Below are 17,853 nucleotides of genomic sequence, written 5' to 3'. Positions count from 1 at the left end.
GCGCAGGCTGGCGCCGGACTCAGGCGAGCGCCTGCGCCAGCACCGTCAGCGGATGTTCGCAGCGTTTGCTGGTGGACATTTCTATCTGCCATTTGCAGGTCTCGCAGTCGGTGACGACGATGTCGGCTCCGCTCTCCTCAATCTGACGGAACAGCGGGGCGCCGATAGCCTGGGATACCGCGTAATTCTCAGTCTTAAAGCCGTAGGTGCCGGCGATGCCGCAGCACTGGGAATCCAGCACCTCCAGCTGCAGGCCGGGGATCAGCCGTAGCAGTTCGAGGGTATACAGCGACCAGCCCATTTTCTCCATATGGCACGGCGTGTGATAGACCACCTTCAGCGGCAGCCGGCGCAGCGGCAGCGTTTTGCCACTATCCAGTTGTTTCCAGATCCAGCGAGTGGCCAGCTCCACCCGGTCGCGGAGATCGCTATTGTCAACATCCAGGAGGTGAGGGTATTCATCGCGCAGGGTAAAGGTGCAGGTCGAAGAGGTGGCAATGATCGGCAGCGCGTTTTCCCGCATCGCGGCGACGTTGCTCAGCGCCTGCTTACGCGCTTTGTCAAAAAAGCCGTTGGCGATCAGCGGCACGCCGCAGCATTTTTCCCTTGATAACAACTGCACGCCGGTGCCCAGCGCATTGACGACGCGAATCAGGTCCTTGCCCAGCTGCGGGTGGTTATAGTTGACGTAGCAACCATGAAAGAAGGCCACCTGCTCAGGGTACTGCGTCTGGTGGGCCGCGAGCTGGCGGTAAGCGCGGCGGAAGGTACCGAAGCCATATTTCGGCAGCGTGCGGCGATGATCGATATGGAGCGCTGCGTCGAGCAGGCGGCGTACCGGTTTTAAGCCGGTGGTGGCATTAACCAGTGGGGCAAAGGGGGTGGAAAGGGTGCCCATCAGGTCGGTATGGCTGAGGATGGCGTCGCGCAGGGTCGGCTTTTGCTGGCCGTACTGTGCCCGGGCGCGTTGAATGATATCGCCAATTTTCACATCCGACGGGCAGGCCACCTCACAGCGCTTGCAGTTGATGCAGTACTTGAGCGCCTCATCGTACAGCGCGCCATCCTTCAGGCGGAGGCGTTCGCCATCCGGCCCCGCCTGTTTCGGCCCGGGATAACGCGGATTGACCCGGCTTACCGGACAGGTGGTGGTACAGACCGTGCACTTAATGCAGCTTTCAAAATGGGTATCGTTCATGGCCGGCCTCCGGCAAGGGCGTGGATCTGTCTGGCGGCGTGCAGCGCGGTGACGGCACAGACCCCGCCGCCGCAGCCGAGCTGAATGGCATCGAACCCGCCGAGCAGCGAACCGATGGCGAACAGATTGCTGAACGGCTGCCCGCCCAGCAGGGGGCGCAGCAGGGCATCGGTTTTCACCCCGAAGCGCTGCCACGGCTGGGAGGCAAAGAAGTCCCGCTGGTACCAATCGTCGCGCGGCAGGGTCTGTTGCAGATCGAGACCAAGAATGGGTTCGCGCACGCTCTCCCGCGTGGCGACAAGACCGTTACTGAAAAAGCTGCCGCTGGCCAGCACGGTAAAACGCGGACGCAGCGCAATATCGCCGTGATTTCGCGTCCAGACGGCCTCGACGGCACCCTGTTGATGGCTGATGTTCACCACTTCATCGCCGGCAAGCCAGGTGCCGCCGCCGCGAATAAACTGCCGCTGCAGCAGACTGTGCAGGCGCATCCCGGGAACCGAAGGCGGCAGCGTCGGCAGCAGACGCAGCGGGCAGGGCAGGCGCGCCTGCAGCCAGTGGTACAGGCGATCGTCGGCGAGACCAAAGCAGGCGGGCATGATCAGCAGTTCATGCTGCTGCGCCAGGGGCAGCAGCGCCGCGTGCAGGGCAGGCCAGTGGTGTTCATCGTCGAGGAGGCGGGCGATATTGGCGGCGCGAAACTCGGTGGGGTTGTCACGCAACACATCCAGCAGCGGTAACTCGATTTCCGCCGCCACGGCGGTAACGCCGGTTTGCCCGAGCGCGGCGGCGGCGAGATGCGGCTGAAAATCGGCAAAGCCGCTGATCCCCACCAGGCAGACCCCTTGTCGGGGGAGTGGCGCGACAGGCACCTCCTGCGGCGATAGCCACGCCGCGCGCAGCGTCCCCAGCGGCGTTACTCGCCGGTGCGGGCGGTGCGCGTTGCCCTGCATCACCGCCCCGCAGGCGGTTAGCAGGGCTTCAGTCTGTTTAGCGTATTCGAGCACCGCCCCGGCCCCGAGCCGGGAATAAGGGTGCTCAGGAAGCAGTTCAGCGAGCTGCTGCAGACCTTGCGCGAGGTCAGTGACGTTATCGCCGTTCGGCAGCGCCGAGAGCAGATCTAACGACGCGGAAGAAAAATGCAGCGCGCTTTGCCCGCGGCTGATGATAACGCTGCGCAGGCCGGACTGATTCAGCGTCAGGCCGCACAGCAGACCGGCCAGTCCGCCGCCGATAATCGCGCAGTCAAATTTCATCCTGATGCTCCTGTGGCAGTCCGCACAGGCCGAGGTAGACCCAGCGGGTGAATTCGCTTTCGCGCAGCGCGTCGCCCCAGGCGATGGGCTGCACGCCCTTCCAGCGTTCATTGAGAAACGCCGACAGCTGGGCCAACGACTGCGCGGGGGTGGTGACGTTAAAGCGCTGCAGCAGCCCGGCGGCGCGGCAGGCGCAGAGTTCCCCCTGGCAGGTCCCCATGCCAATCCGGGTACGGCGGCGCAGGTCGAGCAGGGTGTTGACCGCCAGATTTTCCACCGCGTATTTCACTTCACCAGCGGTGACGGCTTCGCATTCGCAGACCAGGCTACGGTGCTGGCGGCTGTCGCCAAGCCAGGCCGGAGTGCGATCGCCATGGCGGTAGACGGCAGAGCCGCGCAGCGGGCCAGGCAGGGAGATAATTTTTCGCAGGGTGCTTTCCGTCGGCTCCTTTGAGCCGGGCAGCGGGCTCTCGGCCGTGGTACAGGGGGTGGTGTTGCCCAGCTTACGACAGACGGCGTCGGTGGCCCACTCGGCCATCAGGCGATAGGTCATCAGCTTGCCGCCGGTGATGGTAATGAAGCCTTCCATGCCGTCACGCTGAGCATGGTCGAGCAGGACGATGCCGCGGCTGACGCTGCGTCCGCAGGGATCGTTGTCGCTGGCCACCAGCGGGCGGACGCCGGAGTAGGCGCGGAGGATCCGGGTGCGGCCCATGACCGGCGCCAGCTTTTCGCCTTCGCGCAGCAGGGTATCGACTTCCGCGGTCGTGACCCGGTTGTCGTCAATTTCGTCATAAGGAATATGCATCGAGGTGGTGCCAATCAGCGAGATGGTATCCCCGGGCACCAGAATATCGGCATCGGCCGGCTTACGGCAGCGGTTGATCACCAGGTTGTTAATCCGGTGGTCGAGAATCAACAGCGATCCCTTCGCCGGGAACATGGTGATGCGCAGGTCGGCATATTCCGCAATGCGCTGCCCCCAGATCCCGGCGGCATTAACCACTACCCCGGCGTACAGCGTGCGGGCCTGGTGAAGCTGACTGTCGTATACCTGGACGCCGCAGACGCGATCGCCCTGGCGCAGCAGGCCAGTGACTTCGCAGCCGGTGAGAATCTGCGCGCCGTGTTCGCGGGCGTCGAGCATATTGGCCGCGGTGAGGCGAAACGGGTCAATGGTGCCGTCCGGAACCTGCACCGCCCCCAGCAGCGCCGGGTTGACGGCGGGCTCGCGGCGCAGCGCCTCCTGCGCAGAGAGCGGCGTGGCCTCTATGCCAGCCTGCTGGCAGGCGGCGATAAAGGTCTGCTGATATGCCAGATCGTCTTCAGGCAGGGTTATGAACAGACCGCCGGCCGGTTCGATACAGTGACGGGCGATGCGGCGCAGGATGCGGTTCTCACTGATGCATTCGCGGGCGGATTCGTTGTCAGTCACCGCATAGCGGGCGCCGCTGTGCAGCAGCCCATGATTACGGCCGGTGGCCCCGGTGGCGATATCATGACGCTCAATGAGCAGTGTGCGTAATCCGCGCCGGGCGCAATCGCGGGCGATACCGGCGCCGGTTGCTCCGCCGCCGATGATTATGACCTCGCTATCCAGACGTCCCGTCATCTTCAGCTCCTTTGCTTTCGTTTAACACCATTTAGCCACAGTCTATAAGGTTATTGTTTGATTTCGAGCATATTCGCGCGTTATTTGAGCGTGTTATGTGATTTCGTGCTCACATTGGAACCTTTTGTCATATTTCTGTAACAAATTGTGCGATGTTTCACAGTATCAGCTCTACGTATTGCCTACCATCGCGGCCAGATTCGAAGTTAGTGATTAATCTGGGATTGTTGTCGTGACGTTAGTAAAAAACAGCAAGGGCCACGGAGGCTGATATGTTAAGTATTTTTAAACCCGCCGCGCATAAAGCGCGTTTGCCAGCCGCGGAGATCGACCCGCTCTATCGTCGGTTACGCTGGCAGATTTTTATCGGCATCTTCTTTGGTTATGCCGCTTACTATCTGGTTCGTAAGAACTTTGCTCTGGCGATGCCCTATCTTATCGAGCAAGGTTTTTCCCGCGGCGACCTCGGTTTCGCCCTTTCTGGCATCTCCATTGCCTACGGATTTTCGAAATTCATCATGGGATCGGTCTCTGACCGTTCGAATCCGCGCATTTTCCTGCCGGCGGGGCTGATCCTCGCCGCGCTGGTGATGCTGGTGATGGGCTTCGTACCGTGGGCCACCTCGAGCATCATGATCATGTTCGTGCTGCTGTTCCTCTGCGGCTGGTTCCAGGGGATGGGCTGGCCGCCGTGCGGCCGTACCATGGTCCACTGGTGGTCGCAGAAAGAGCGTGGCGGAATTGTTTCAGTGTGGAACTGTGCGCATAACGTCGGCGGCGGGATCCCGCCGCTGTTGTTCCTGTTGGGTATGGCCTGGTTTAACGACTGGCACGCGGCGCTCTATATGCCGGCGTTCGCCGCTATCCTGCTGGCGATTTTCGCCTTTGCGATGATGCGCGATACTCCGCAATCCTGCGGCCTGCCGCCAATCGAAGAGTATAAAAATGACTATCCGGATGACTATAGCGAAAAGCACGAAGAAGAGCTGACGGCGAAGCAGATCTTTATGCAGTACATTCTGCCGAACAAGCTGCTGTGGTACATCGCGGTCGCCAACGTCTTCGTTTATCTGCTGCGCTACGGCATTCTCGACTGGTCGCCGACCTACCTGAAAGAGGTGAAGCACTTCGCGCTGGATAAATCCTCCTGGGCCTACTTCCTGTACGAGTACGCGGGGATCCCGGGCACCCTGCTGTGCGGCTGGATGTCGGATAAGGTGTTTAAAGGCAACCGCGGCGCCACCGGCGTGTTCTTTATGACCCTGGTGACCATCGCTACCATCGTGTACTGGCTGAACCCGGCGGGTAACCCGGGCGTGGATATGGCCTGTATGATTATTATCGGCTTCCTGATCTACGGCCCGGTGATGCTGATTGGTCTGCATGCGCTGGAGCTGGCGCCGAAGAAAGCTGCCGGCACCGCGGCAGGCTTCACCGGTCTGTTCGGTTATCTCGGCGGCTCCGTGGCCGCGAGCGCCATCGTCGGCTACACCGTCGATTTCTTCGGCTGGGACGGCGGCTTTATGGTGATGATCGGCGGCAGCGTGCTGGCGGTCGTCCTGCTGGTTATCGTGATGCTCGGTGAACGCCGCCATCATCAACAGCTGAAACAAGCCTAAGGAGCGACGATGAACATGAAACTCACCGCGCTAATGAGCGGCATGATGTTGGCCAGTTCGGCGCTGTGCTTCAGCGCGACAGCGGCGGATAAACTTGTCATCGCCCACCGGGGCGCCAGCGGTTATCTGCCCGAACATACCCTGCCGGCGAAAGCGATGGCCTACGCGCAGGGGGCGGATTACCTTGAGCAAGACCTGGTGATGACCAAAGACGACCGGCTGGTGGTGTTGCACGACCATTATCTCGACCGGGTGACCGACGTCGCTCAGCGCTTCCCGCAGCGGGCGCGTCAAGATGGCCGTTTCTACGCCATCGACTTTACCCTGGCCGAGATTAAGTCGCTGAAGTTTACCGAAGGCTTTGAGCCGAAAGATGGCAAGAACGTGCAAACCTACCCCGGGCGTTTCCCGATGGGCAAATCCGATTTCCGCATTCATACCTTTGAAGAGGAGATTGAGTTTGTCCAGGGGCTGAACCATTCCACCGGCAAAAACATCGGTATTTACCCGGAAATCAAAGCGCCGTGGTTCCACCATCAGGAAGGCAAAGATATTGCCGCCAGCACCCTGAAAGTGCTGAAAGAGTATGGCTACACCAGCAAGCAGGATAAGGTCTATCTGCAGTGCTTTGACGCCAACGAGCTGAAGCGCATTAAAAATGAGCTGGAGCCGAAGATGGGCATGGATCTTAATCTGGTGCAGCTCATCGCCTATACCGACTGGAATGAAACCCAGCAGAAACAGGCCGATGGCCAATGGGTGAACTACAGCTATGACTGGATGTTCAAGTCGGGGGCCATGGCGCAGATTGCGCAGTACGCCGACGGCATTGGTCCGGATTACCATATGCTGGTGGCGGAAGGCTCAAAGCCGGGGGCGGTGAAGCTGACGGCGATGGTGAAAGAGGCGCACGCCAGCCATCTGCAGGTGCATCCGTACACCGTGCGCGCGGATCAGTTGCCGGAGTACGCGACTAACGTTAATCAGCTCTATGACCTGCTGTATAACCAGGCGGGCGTCGACGGCTTGTTTACCGATTTCCCGGATAAAGCGGTGCAGTTCCTGGACGCGAAACGCTAAAAAGCCGGGTGGCGGTTGCGCCTTACCCGGCGTACGAACTGCGGTTTTGTTGATACGGTTCTCGGCGTGCAACGATTTCGACCCGGGAATAACGTTTGTTCTATGATATTTCCTGGAAGATTGTGCTCCCGATATTTCTTCTGCGTTATGCCTTTCATAGCGCAGGGAGCGCACAGGGGGAGGCCAGTCGCCGCCTCCCCCTGTACCCCCGGGCTCCGGCCAGCAAAATCGCCGCTGCGCGGTCCCTTCGACTTATCCCTGCAGGCTTCGGATCGGGCCGAGGCAGCGTCCATGCAAAACACGGCCCTCAGCCCGCATCCATGCGGGCTGCCACGGCCTTCCGGGAACGTCTCAGCGATTTTGAGGCCGTCAACACCGGCAGTTTCAGCAGCCCAGGGCGGCAGTGCGTAAACGGCCGGTCCTGGAACAGTAGGTCAGGTAAGCGTAGCGCCACCTGACAAGACTACATCTCGATCTCAATATCGCCTTTCGCCCGGCAGCAGCAGGGCAAAATCTCGCCCGGCTGGATAAAGGCCAGCGGCTCGGTCAGCCAGTCAACCTGGCCGGAGACCAGACGGGTGCGGCAGGAGCCGCAATAGCCTGCGCGGCATTGATACTCGACGTCGATATTATGCGATTCAAGAGCAGCCAACAGGGAAGGGTGTTCATCCTGACACTCAAGGCGAGTGTCAGAGATTTTCAAGAAGATCCGCTTCATTACAGCTGGAAGTTGCTCAGATCGTCGGCATCGACTTCAGAGTCGATCTGGCCGACCAGGTAAGAGCTGACCTCTACTTCCTGCGGCGCCACCTGAACGTTGTCGGAGACCAGCCAGGTGTTGATCCACGGGATCGGGTTGGAGCGGGTCTGGAACGGCAGATCAAGGCCCACCGCCTGCATGCGGATATTGGTGATGTACTCGACGTACTGGCAGAGAATATCTTTGTTCAGGCCAATCATCGAGCCGTCGCGGAACAGGTAGTCCGCCCACTCTTTCTCCTGCTGGGCCGCCAGCACGAACAGATCATAGCACTCCTGTTTGCACTCTTCGGCGATTTCCGCCATTTCCGGATCGTCGCTGCCGGAGCGCAGCAGGTTCAGCATATGTTGAGTGCCGGTCAGGTGCAGCGCTTCATCGCGGGCGATCAGGCGGATAATTTTGGCGTTGCCTTCCATCAGTTTGCGCTCGGCAAAGGCGAAGGAGCAGGCGAAGCTGACGTAGAAGCGGATCGCTTCCAGGGCGTTGACGCTCATCAGGCATAGATAGAGTTTCTTTTTCAGCTCGCGCAGATTGACGGTCACGGTCTTGCCGTTGACGGTATGGGTGCCTTCGCCCAGCAGATGCCAGTAGCTGGTCATCTCGATCAGCGAATCATAATAGTGAGAGATCCCTTCCGCACGTTTCTGGATCTGCTCGTTGGTGACGATATCGTCGAACACGGTCGCCGGATCGTTGACGATGTTGCGGATGATATGGGTGTACGAGCGCGAGTGAATGGTCTCAGAGAAGGCCCAGGTTTCCACCCAGGTCTCCAGCTCCGGGATGGAGATCAGCGGCAGCAGAGCGACGTTCGGGCTGCGGCCCTGGATGGAGTCGAGCAGCGTCTGGTACTTCAGGTTGCTGATGAAAATGTGTTTTTCGTGTTCCGGCAGCGCCTGGTAGTCGATGCGATCGCGGGAAACGTCAACCTCTTCCGGGCGCCAGAAGAAGGAGAGCTGCTTTTCAATCAGCTTTTCAAAGATGTCGTATTTTTGCTGATCGTAGCGGGCCACGTTAACCGGCTGGCCAAAAAACATTGGCTCAAGCAACTGATCGTTTTTCGTCTGTGAAAAAGTGGTGTATGCCATTGAAGTGAGTCCTGTTGAACTGTATTGCCCGGCGGGAATGGGTTGGCCGGGCCTACAAAATCGTAGGCCGGGTAAGCGTAGCGCCACCCGGCAAAAATACCTTAGATCTTACAAGCGCCGCTTTCGCAGCCGTCGTCCTGAATGGACGGGGCCAGGTCATCCTGAGCGTCTTCAGCGCCATCACGGGTGTTGTGATAGTACAGCGTTTTGACGCCGAATTTATAGGCGTTGAGCAGGTCTTTCAGCAACTGCTGCATCGGCACTTTTCCGGAAGGGAAGCGCGTCGGATCGTAGTTGGTATTCGCAGAGATCGACTGGTCGATAAACTTCTGCATGATACCCACCAGCTGCAGGTAGCCGTCGTTGTTCGGCATTTCCCACAGCAGCTCGTAGGCGTTCTGCAGGTTTTCGTAGTCCGGCACCACCTGGCGCAGGATCCCATCCTTCGAGGCTTTGATACTCACGTGACCGCGCGGCGGCTCGATGCCATTGGTGGCGTTGGAGATCTGCGACGAGGTCTCGGACGGCATCAGCGCGGAGAGCGTAGAGTTGCGCAGGCCGTGGGTTTTGATGGACTCGCGAAGCGCTTCCCAGTCGTAGTGCAGGGATTCGCTGACGATGCTGTCCAGGTCTTTTTTGTAGGTATCGATCGGCAGGATACCCTGCGCATAGGTGGTTTCGTTGAACCACGGGCAGGCGCCCTGTTCGATAGCCAGCTCGTTGGAGGCCTTCAGCAGATAGTACTGAATCGCTTCGAACGTTTTGTGGGTCAGGTTGTTGGCGCTGCCGTCGGAGTAGCGTTTGCCATGCTTCGCCAGATAGTAAGCGAAGTTGATCACGCCGATGCCCAGCGTACGGCGGCCCATTGCGCCGCGTTTGGCGGCCGGGATGGGGTAATCCTGATAGTCCAGCAGCGCGTCCAGGGCACGCACCGCCAGCACCGCCAGCTCTTCCAGCTCGTCGAGGCTGTCGATAGCCCCGAGGTTGAAGGCCGACAGGGTGCACAGCGCGATTTCGCCGTTTTCGTCGTTGACGTCTTCCAGCGGTTTAGTCGGCAGAGCGATCTCCAGGCACAGGTTAGACTGGCGCACCGGGGCGACCACCGGATCGAACGGGCTGTGGGTGTTGCAGTGGTCGACGTTCTGGATGTAGATGCGGCCGGTGGAGGCGCGCTCCTGCATCATCAGCGAGAACAGCTCAACCGCTTTAATGCGCTGCTTGCGAATGCTGTCGTCCTGCTCGTACTGGGTGTACAGGCGCTCAAACTCGTCCTGATCGGCGAAGAAGGCGTCATACAGGCCCGGGACGTCGGAAGGGCTGAACAGGGTAATGTCGCCGCCCTTCAGCAGACGGGTGTACATCAGCTTATTGATCTGCACCCCGTAGTCCATGTGACGAACGCGGTTGGCGTCGGTACCGCGGTTGTTTTTCAGCACCAACAGGCTTTCCACTTCCAGATGCCACATTGGGTAGAAGAGGGTCGCCGCGCCGCCGCGAACGCCGCCCTGCGAGCAGGACTTCACCGCAGTCTGGAAATGTTTGTAGAACGGAATGCAGCCGGTGTGGAAGGCTTCGCCGCCGCGGATCGGGCTGCCCAGCGCGCGAATGCGGCCGGCGTTGATGCCGATGCCGGCGCGCTGGGAAACGTATTTCACAATCGCGCTGGAGGTGGCGTTGATGGAATCCAGGCTGTCGCCGCACTCGATCAGCACGCAGGAGCTGAACTGACGGGTCGGGGTACGCACGCCGGACATGATCGGCGTCGGCAGCGAGATTTTAAAGGTCGACACCGCGTCGTAGAAACGCTTGATGTAGTCCAGACGCGTTTCGCGCGGGTAGTTAGAGAACAGGCAGGCAGCCACCAGAATATAAAGGAACTGCGCGCTCTCATAAATTTCGCCGGTGACGCGGTTCTGTACCAGATACTTGCCTTCCAGCTGCTTCACGGCAGCATAGGAGAAGTTCATGTCGCGCCAGTGGTCGAGGAAACCGTCCATCTGCTGGAACTCTTCTTCCGTGTAGTCTTCCAGCAGATGATGATCGTATTTACCCTTCTCGACCATCTTCACCACGTGATCGTAAAGCGCCGGCGGCTCAAACTGGCCGAAGGCTTTTTTACGCAAGTGGAAGATCGCCAGACGCGCGGCGAGGTACTGGTAATCCGGCGCCTCGCGGGAGATCAGGTCCGCAGCGGCTTTAATAATGGTTTCGTGGATGTCCGCGGTTTTAATGCCGTCATAGAACTGGATATGCGAGCGCAGCTCTACCTGGGAAATCGAAACGTTATTCAGTCCTTCTGCCGCCCAATCCAGTACTCGATGGATTTTGTCGAGATTGATGCGCTCGGTGGTCCCGTCGCGCTTTGTCACCAGCAGACTCTGATTCATGTGGATTTTACCTGTCCGTGAAAGAAAATATCCCCCGTTTATCCACAGAAGGCCGTTGTGACTAACTCTGTGGATAAATACTATATGTAGGGGGTTGTCGATAAAAGGAACGCTATATGGTGAGTATTTTAGTAAGGAATCTTTTGAGTACAAGGGTTGATTTTGACGTTAAATTGAGGTTGCGGAAGGGTAATAATCCGCAAGTCCACGTCGCATAAGGCCTGGAGAAGAAGTCAATAAAACAGAAAAAAAAATGAAAATTTGATCGAGTGCTGATTTCTTCATCGGAAGAAATAATCACGCGGCTTGATGCCGCGCAATCATCATAAGCGCAGCTGCTGACGTCACGCTTTTCTGGCGCTGGTATGCAACATATAGTTAACATCAACCCCCGGCGCCAACTTGAAGGTGTTGGTCAACGGATTGTAATGCAGACCGATGATATGCTGCTCTTTCAGAGTAGTCTGATCTACCCAGCCCAGCAGTTCGGCCGGCTTGATAAACTTTTTCACATCATGGGTGCCTTTGGGCACCATCTTCATGACATATTCCGCGCCGACCACCGCCATCAGCCACGCTTTACCGTTGCGGTTGATGGTGGAGAAGAAGACCTGACCGCCAGGCTTCACCAGCCGCGCGCAGGCGTGGACTACCGACTGTGGGTCAGGGACGTGCTCCAGCATCTCCATGCAGGTGACGACATCGTATTGCTGCGCGTGCTTCGCGGCATGTTCCTCAACCGTTTCCTGAACATATTCCACCTGAATACCGCTCTCCAGGGCGTGCAGTTTCGCCACCTGCAGCGGCTCTGCGCCCATGTCCAGTCCGGTGACCGTCGCGCCTTCGCGCGCCATACTCTCGGCGAGGATGCCGCCGCCGCAGCCGACATCGAGGACTTTTTTACCGAACAGGCCGCCTGAGCGTTCGGCGATATAGCCCAGCCGCAGGGGATTAATGCGGTGGAGCGGTTTGAACTCGCCCTCCAGATCCCACCAGCGCGAGGCGACGGCTTCGAATTTGGCGATTTCAGCATGATCGACGTTAGGGGCTACCGACGTTTTTTCGGCATTCATGGGCGCTTTTACTCCTTTTCTGTTCAGACCTGGGAGTATATCAGCAGCGCGCCATGAATAAACCGTATTGCTTTACCTCTCTTAGCGCGGCTGTGTTATAATTTGCGACCTTTGAATCCGGGATACAGTAGAGGGATAGCGGTTAGATGAGCGACCTTGCGAGAGAAATTACACCGGTCAACATTGAGGAAGAGCTTAAGAACTCTTATCTGGATTATGCGATGTCGGTCATTGTTGGCCGTGCGCTGCCGGATGTCCGAGATGGCCTGAAGCCGGTACACCGTCGCGTACTTTACGCCATGAACGTATTGGGCAATGACTGGAACAAAGCCTATAAAAAATCAGCCCGTGTCGTTGGTGACGTAATCGGTAAATACCACCCGCACGGCGACTCCGCGGTATACGACACCATCGTCCGTATGGCGCAGCCGTTCTCGCTGCGTTACATGCTGGTGGACGGCCAGGGTAACTTTGGTTCCATCGACGGCGACTCCGCCGCGGCGATGCGTTATACCGAAATTCGTCTGGCGAAAATCGCTCATGAGCTGATGGCCGATCTTGAAAAAGAGACGGTCGATTTCGTTGACAACTATGACGGTACGGAGCGTATTCCGGACGTCATGCCGACCAAAATTCCTAACCTGCTGGTAAACGGCGCCTCCGGGATCGCCGTCGGGATGGCCACCAACATACCGCCGCATAACCTGACGGAAGTGATCAACGGCTGTCTGGCCTATGTCGACGACGAAGACATCAGCATTGAAGGGCTGATGGCGCATATTCCTGGCCCTGATTTCCCGACCGCCGCCATTATCAACGGCCGTCGCGGCATTGAAGAGGCCTACCGCACCGGTCGCGGTAAAGTCTACATCCGCGCGCGCGCGGAAGTGGAAGTGGACGCCAAATCCGGCCGCGAAACCATCATCGTGCATGAAATTCCTTATCAGGTGAACAAAGCGCGCCTGATTGAGAAAATCGCCGAGCTGGTAAAAGAAAAACGCGTGGAAGGCATCAGCGCGCTGCGTGATGAGTCTGATAAAGACGGGATGCGCATCGTGATTGAAGTGAAGCGCGACGCGGTAGGGGAAGTGGTGCTCAACAACCTCTATTCCCAGACCCAGCTGCAGGTCTCCTTCGGTATCAACATGGTTGCGCTGCACCATGGCCAGCCGAAGATCATGAACCTGAAAGACATCATCGCCGCCTTCGTGCGCCACCGCCGCGAAGTGGTGACCCGTCGTACGATTTTTGAACTGCGCAAAGCGCGCGACCGGGCGCATATCCTCGAAGCGCTGGCCGTGGCGCTGGCCAACATCGACCCGATTATCGAACTGATCCGTCGCGCGCCGACCCCGGCTGAAGCGAAAGCGGCGCTGGTTGCCCAGGCGTGGGATCTCGGTAATGTCGCGGCGATGCTGGAACGTGCCGGTGATGACGCCGCGCGTCCGGAATGGCTGGAGCCAGAGTTCGGCGTGCGCGAGGGTAAATACTACCTGACCGAGCAGCAGGCTCAGGCGATTCTGGATCTGCGTCTGCAGAAACTGACCGGCCTTGAGCATGAAAAACTGCTCGACGAATATAAAGAGCTGCTGGAACAGATCGCGGAACTGCTGCACATCCTCGGCAGCGCCGACCGTCTGATGGAAGTGATTCGCGAAGAGCTGGAGCTGATCCGCGACCAGTTCGGCGACGAACGTCGTACCGAAATCACCGCCAACAGCGCTGATATCAACATCGAAGATCTGATCAACCAGGAAGACGTGGTGGTCACCCTGTCGCATCAGGGCTATGTGAAGTATCAGCCGTTGACCGACTACGAAGCACAGCGTCGTGGCGGTAAAGGCAAATCGGCAGCGCGCATTAAAGAAGAAGACTTTATTGACCGCCTGCTGGTGGCCAACACCCATGACACTATCCTCTGCTTCTCAAGCCGCGGTCGTCTGTACTGGATGAAGGTCTATCAGCTGCCGGAAGCCAGCCGCGGCGCGCGCGGTCGTCCGATCGTCAACCTGCTGCCGCTGGAAGCCGATGAGCGTATCACCGCTATCCTGCCGGTCCGCGAGTACGAAGAGGGCGTTAACGTCTTTATGGCCACCGCCAGCGGTACCGTGAAGAAAACCGCGCTGACCGAGTTCAGCCGTCCGCGTTCCGCTGGCATCATCGCGGTGAACCTGAACGAAGGCGATGAGCTGATCGGCGTCGATCTGACCTCTGGTCAGGACGAAGTGATGCTGTTCTCCGCGGCCGGCAAGGTCGTGCGCTTCAAAGAAGATGCCGTTCGCGCCATGGGCCGTACCGCCACCGGCGTACGCGGCATTAAGCTGGCGGAAAACGACAGTGTCGTCTCGCTGATTATTCCGCGCGGCGAAGGCGCGATCCTGACGGTGACGCAAAACGGTTACGGTAAACGTACCGCCGCGGCTGAGTATCCGACCAAGTCGCGTGCCACCCAGGGCGTTATCTCGATCAAAGTCACCGAGCGTAACGGTTCCGTGGTCGGCGCCGTACAGGTGGATGATTGCGATCAGATCATGATGATCACCGACGCCGGGACGCTGGTGCGTACCCGCGTTTCCGAAGTGAGCATTGTGGGCCGTAATACCCAGGGCGTGATCCTCATCCGCACCGCAGAAGATGAAAACGTGGTGGGCCTGCAGCGCGTCGCTGAGCCGGTAGACGATGAAGAGCTGGACGCCATCGACGGTAGCGCGGCGGAAGGCGATGATGATATCGCCCCGGAAGCGGATACCGATGACGACATCGCCGAAGACGAAGAGTAATCGTCCCAGGTAAATGTTCTGAAAGGGCCGGGTATTCTCCCGGCCCTTTTTGCATTAACATTGCGGCAAAGCCGGTTTACCGCTACTTTAACCCCATTCTGTTGAGTCCCTGACGGCCGAGCATCGCCACATTGAAATATCTTGCCTCTTTCCACACAACCCTGAAGGTTTCACGTTATCTGTTCAGAGCGCTGGCGGTATTGCTGTGGCTGCTGATTGCGTTTGTCTCTGTGTTTTATATCGTCAACGCGCTACACGAGCGGGAAGCCGAGATCCATCAGGAGCTCAATCTCAATGCCGATCAGGCCCAGCGCTACATCCAGCGTACGGCGGACGTGATTAAAGAGCTCAAGTATGTCGCCGGTAACCGGCTGTCGGCAGGGGATGCGGTAGCGCAAGGGCAAAGCGGCGATATTGCGATCCCCAGCTTTGAACCCCTGTATCCTGACTCCGACTGCAGCGCAATGAGTAGTGCCTGGCGTAATTCGCTCCAGTCGCTGGCGTGGTTTATGCGCTACTGGCGGGATAATTTTACCGCCGCCTACGACCTTAACCGCATCTTTCTCATCGGCAGCGATAATCTCTGTATGGCCAACTTTGGCCTGCGGGACGTGCCGATTGAGCGCGATCAGGCGCTGAAAGTCCTGCATCAACGCATTGAGCAATACCGCAATGCGCCGCAAAACGAGCGCGGCAACAATCTCTTCTGGATAAGCCAGGGCGTGCGCCCCGGGGTGGGCTACTTTTACGCCCTGACGCCGATCTATATGGCCAATCGCCTGCAGGCGATGCTCGGCGTGGAGCAGACCATCCGCATGGAAAGCTTCTTTACGCCGGGCAGCCTGCCGATGAGCGTGACGATCTTCGACGATAACGGCCAGCCGCTGATCTCGCTGGCCGGCGCGGAAGGCAAAGTCCAGAGCGAAGCGAAGTGGATGCAGGAGCGAATGTGGTTTGGCTACAGCACGGGTTTCCGCGAGCTGGTGCTGAAGAAAAGCCTCGCGCCGTCCTCCCTGAGCATCGTCTATTCCGTCTCGGTAGACCAGGTGCTGGAGCGGATCCGCATGCTGATCATCAACGCCATCGTTCTCAATATCCTCAGCGGTGCGATGCTGTTTGCGCTGGCGCGGATGTATGAGCGGCGCATTTTTATCCCGGCGGAAAATGACGCTCAACGGCTGGAAGAACATGAGCAGTTCAACCGCAAAATCGTGGCCTCCGCCCCGGTGGGGATCTGTATTCTGCGCACCCTCGACGGGACCAACATTCTCAGTAACGAGCTGGCGCACAACTATCTGAACATGCTGACCCACGAGGACCGCCAGCGGCTGACGCAGATTATCTGCGGCCAGCAGGTCAACTTTGTCGATGTGCTGACCAGCAACCATACCAACCTGCAGATTAGCTTTGTCCACTCGCGCTATCGCAATGAAAACGTGGCGATTTGCGTGCTGGTGGACGTTTCCGCCCGCGTGAAGATGGAGGAGTCGCTGCAGGAGATGGCCCAGGCGGCGGAGCAGGCCAGCCAGTCGAAATCGATGTTCCTTGCCACCGTCAGCCATGAGCTGCGTACCCCGCTGTATGGCATCATCGGTAACCTCGATCTGCTGCAGACTAAAGCCTTGCCGAAAGGCGTCGATCGCCTGGTGACGGCGATGAACAACTCCTCGAGCCTGCTGCTGAAAATCATCAGCGATATTCTCGATTTCTCCAAAATCGAGTCCGAGCAGTTGAAGATCGAGCCGCGGGAATTTTCCCCGCGCGAGGTCATGAACCATATCTCCGCCAACTATCTGCCGCTGGTGGTGCGCAAGCAGCTGGGTCTGTACTGCTTTATCGAACCGGACGTTCCGGAACAGATGTCCGGCGACCCGATGCGTCTGCAGCAGGTGATCTCAAACCTGCTGAGCAATGCGATCAAGTTCACCGACACCGGCTGCATTATCCTGCACGTTCAGTGCGCAGGAGATTATCTGCAGATTAGCGTCCGCGACACCGGGGAGGGGATCCCGGCGAAAGAGGTATTGCGCCTCTTCGACCCTTTCTTCCAGGTGGGGACCGGCGTGCAGCGCAACTTCCAGGGCACCGGCCTTGGCCTGGCGATCTGCGAAAAACTGATCAGCATGATGGATGGCGATATCGCCGTGGAAACGGAGCCGGGAATGGGCAGCCGCTTTACCATCCGCATCCCGCTGTATGGCGTGCAGAACACGCCGCAGGTGACGGCGGACGGTTTCGCTGGCAAGACCTGCTGGCTGGCCATCCACAACACCTCGTTGGCGATGTTCGTCACCTCGCTGCTCAGCTATCACGGCCTGACGGTACGCCGCCATGCCGGAGAAACCCCGGACGCCGAGGATGTCTTACTCACTGACGATGAAGCGCTGAGCGGCTGGCAGGGAAGGGCGATGGTCATCTTCTGCCGTCGTCATATCGGTATTCCGCAGGAGCGGGCCGCCGGCGAGTGGCTGCATAGCGTGACGACGCCGCATGAACTGCTGCCGCTGTTGGGACGTATTTTCCACGTCGCGCTGGCCAGTGCGGAGAATAGCCGGGCGCTGATGGCGCCGGAGGCGCAGGTCGGCAATAACGACGACATGATGATTCTCGTGGTCGACGATCATCCGATCAACCGCCGCCTGCTGGCGGATCAGCTGGGATCGCTCGGCTACCAGTGCGTGACCGCCAACGACGGGGTCGACGCGCTCAACGTTCTCAGCAAGCAGCACATCGATATTGTGCTCAGCGACGTCAACATGCCTAATATGGATGGTTATCGCCTGACGCAGCGCATTCGTCAGCTTGGCCTGACGCTGCCAGTGATTGGCGTAACGGCCAATGCCCTGGCGGAAGAGAAGCAGCGCTGTCTGGAATCGGGGATGGACAGCTGTCTGTCCAAGCCGGTGACGCTTGACGTGCTGAAGCAAACGCTGACGGTATATGCGGCGCGGGTACGTAAAGGGCGGGAATAATCGGGAGCTCCGTCTCGCCGGGGCGAGA

The 17,853-nt window shown here is 58.8% G+C and carries 11 protein-coding genes; 4 read left to right on the top strand and 7 right to left on the bottom strand.

Going from position 1 to position 17,853, the window contains the following annotated elements; translation table 11 throughout:
- Positions 1-19: 19 nt before the first annotated feature.
- The 3 genes from glpC to glpA are packed head-to-tail and all read right to left on the bottom strand — an operon-like array spanning position 20 to position 4,066.
- On the bottom strand, positions 20-1,198 hold the full coding sequence (gene glpC, locus ABLU50_RS22535; RefSeq protein ID WP_043520268.1) for an anaerobic glycerol-3-phosphate dehydrogenase subunit GlpC: 1,179 nt from the start codon (positions 1,196-1,198) through the stop codon (positions 20-22).
- Entirely contained in the window at positions 1,195-2,454 is a 1,260-nt protein-coding gene (gene glpB, locus ABLU50_RS22530) for a glycerol-3-phosphate dehydrogenase subunit GlpB (protein ID WP_087832071.1), read from the bottom strand. The genes glpC and glpB overlap by 4 nt, the downstream gene beginning before the upstream one ends.
- Positions 2,444-4,066, bottom strand: coding sequence for an anaerobic glycerol-3-phosphate dehydrogenase subunit A (glpA, locus tag ABLU50_RS22525; protein WP_087832072.1), 1,623 nt, complete (start codon positions 4,064-4,066; stop codon positions 2,444-2,446). Before glpA ends, glpB begins: the two co-directional genes overlap by 11 nt.
- A gap of 272 nt (positions 4,067-4,338) precedes the next feature.
- Here glpA and glpT point away from each other — a divergent pair, with 272 nt between their 5' ends.
- Both glpT and glpQ read left to right on the top strand, forming a co-directional pair.
- Positions 4,339-5,685 (top strand): glycerol-3-phosphate transporter, encoded by a 1,347-nt coding sequence (glpT, locus tag ABLU50_RS22520; protein ID WP_023318769.1) that lies wholly within the window; start codon positions 4,339-4,341, stop codon positions 5,683-5,685.
- 9 nt (positions 5,686-5,694) lie between these two features.
- The gene (gene glpQ / locus ABLU50_RS22515; RefSeq protein ID WP_057216327.1) at positions 5,695-6,765 is read left to right on the top strand and encodes a glycerophosphodiester phosphodiesterase; all 1,071 of its coding nucleotides are present in this window, start codon (positions 5,695-5,697) and stop codon (positions 6,763-6,765) included.
- A 463-nt stretch (positions 6,766-7,228) separates the two neighbouring features.
- Here the strand turns inward: glpQ and yfaE are convergent, their stop codons facing one another.
- The 4 genes from yfaE to ubiG form a co-directional block, all read right to left on the bottom strand.
- On the bottom strand, positions 7,229-7,483 hold the full coding sequence (yfaE, locus tag ABLU50_RS22510; RefSeq protein ID WP_004201692.1) for a class I ribonucleotide reductase maintenance protein YfaE: 255 nt from the start codon (positions 7,481-7,483) through the stop codon (positions 7,229-7,231).
- Positions 7,483-8,613 (bottom strand): class Ia ribonucleoside-diphosphate reductase subunit beta, encoded by a 1,131-nt coding sequence (gene nrdB, locus ABLU50_RS22505; RefSeq protein ID WP_004140835.1) that lies wholly within the window; start codon positions 8,611-8,613, stop codon positions 7,483-7,485. The genes yfaE and nrdB overlap by 1 nt, the downstream gene beginning before the upstream one ends.
- A 101-nt stretch (positions 8,614-8,714) precedes the next feature.
- The gene (nrdA, locus tag ABLU50_RS22500) at positions 8,715-11,000 is read right to left on the bottom strand and encodes a class 1a ribonucleoside-diphosphate reductase subunit alpha (RefSeq protein WP_043520274.1); all 2,286 of its coding nucleotides are present in this window, start codon (positions 10,998-11,000) and stop codon (positions 8,715-8,717) included.
- Positions 11,001-11,344: 344 nt separating this feature from the next.
- Positions 11,345-12,073: a bifunctional 2-polyprenyl-6-hydroxyphenol methylase/3-demethylubiquinol 3-O-methyltransferase UbiG gene (gene ubiG / locus ABLU50_RS22495; RefSeq protein WP_087832074.1), complete on the bottom strand. Its 729-nt coding sequence runs from the start codon at positions 12,071-12,073 to the stop codon at positions 11,345-11,347.
- A 146-nt stretch (positions 12,074-12,219) separates the two neighbouring features.
- On the opposite strand from ubiG, the gene gyrA reads away from it, so the two are divergent.
- Positions 12,220-14,853, top strand: coding sequence for a DNA topoisomerase (ATP-hydrolyzing) subunit A (gyrA, locus tag ABLU50_RS22490; RefSeq protein WP_004201688.1), 2,634 nt, complete (start codon positions 12,220-12,222; stop codon positions 14,851-14,853).
- 131 nt (positions 14,854-14,984) lie between these two features.
- Complete coding sequence (gene rcsC, locus ABLU50_RS22485) at positions 14,985-17,825, top strand: two-component system sensor histidine kinase RcsC (RefSeq protein WP_017899297.1); 2,841 nt, start codon at positions 14,985-14,987, stop codon at positions 17,823-17,825.
- The last annotated feature ends 28 nt before the right edge of the window (positions 17,826-17,853 follow it).

This window comes from Klebsiella sp. GG_Kp173 (assembly GCF_040062415.1).
Classification (GTDB): Bacteria; Pseudomonadota; Gammaproteobacteria; order Enterobacterales; family Enterobacteriaceae; genus Klebsiella; species Klebsiella quasipneumoniae.
The sequence above is the reverse complement of the archived record's forward strand: the minus strand, read 5'-3'. Positions and strand labels throughout refer to the sequence as shown.

Bases quoted from the DNA above. Each gene is read 5' to 3' on its own strand.
- yfaE (WP_004201692.1), bottom strand. From the start codon at position 7,483: ATGAAGCGGATCTTCTTGAAAATCTCTGACACTCGCCTTGAGTGTCAG.
- ubiG (WP_087832074.1), bottom strand. From the start codon at position 12,073: ATGAATGCCGAAAAAACGTCGGTAGCCCCTAACGTCGATCATGCTGAA.
- nrdA (WP_043520274.1), bottom strand. From the start codon at position 11,000: ATGAATCAGAGTCTGCTGGTGACAAAGCGCGACGGGACCACCGAGCGC.
- glpA (WP_087832072.1), bottom strand. From the start codon at position 4,066: ATGACGGGACGTCTGGATAGCGAGGTCATAATCATCGGCGGCGGAGCA.
- gyrA (WP_004201688.1), top strand. From the start codon at position 12,220: ATGAGCGACCTTGCGAGAGAAATTACACCGGTCAACATTGAGGAAGAG.
- glpT (WP_023318769.1), top strand. From the start codon at position 4,339: ATGTTAAGTATTTTTAAACCCGCCGCGCATAAAGCGCGTTTGCCAGCC.
- nrdB (WP_004140835.1), bottom strand. From the start codon at position 8,613: ATGGCATACACCACTTTTTCACAGACGAAAAACGATCAGTTGCTTGAG.
- glpB (WP_087832071.1), bottom strand. From the start codon at position 2,454: ATGAAATTTGACTGCGCGATTATCGGCGGCGGACTGGCCGGTCTGCTG.
- glpC (WP_043520268.1), bottom strand. From the start codon at position 1,198: ATGAACGATACCCATTTTGAAAGCTGCATTAAGTGCACGGTCTGTACC.
- glpQ (WP_057216327.1), top strand. From the start codon at position 5,695: ATGAACATGAAACTCACCGCGCTAATGAGCGGCATGATGTTGGCCAGT.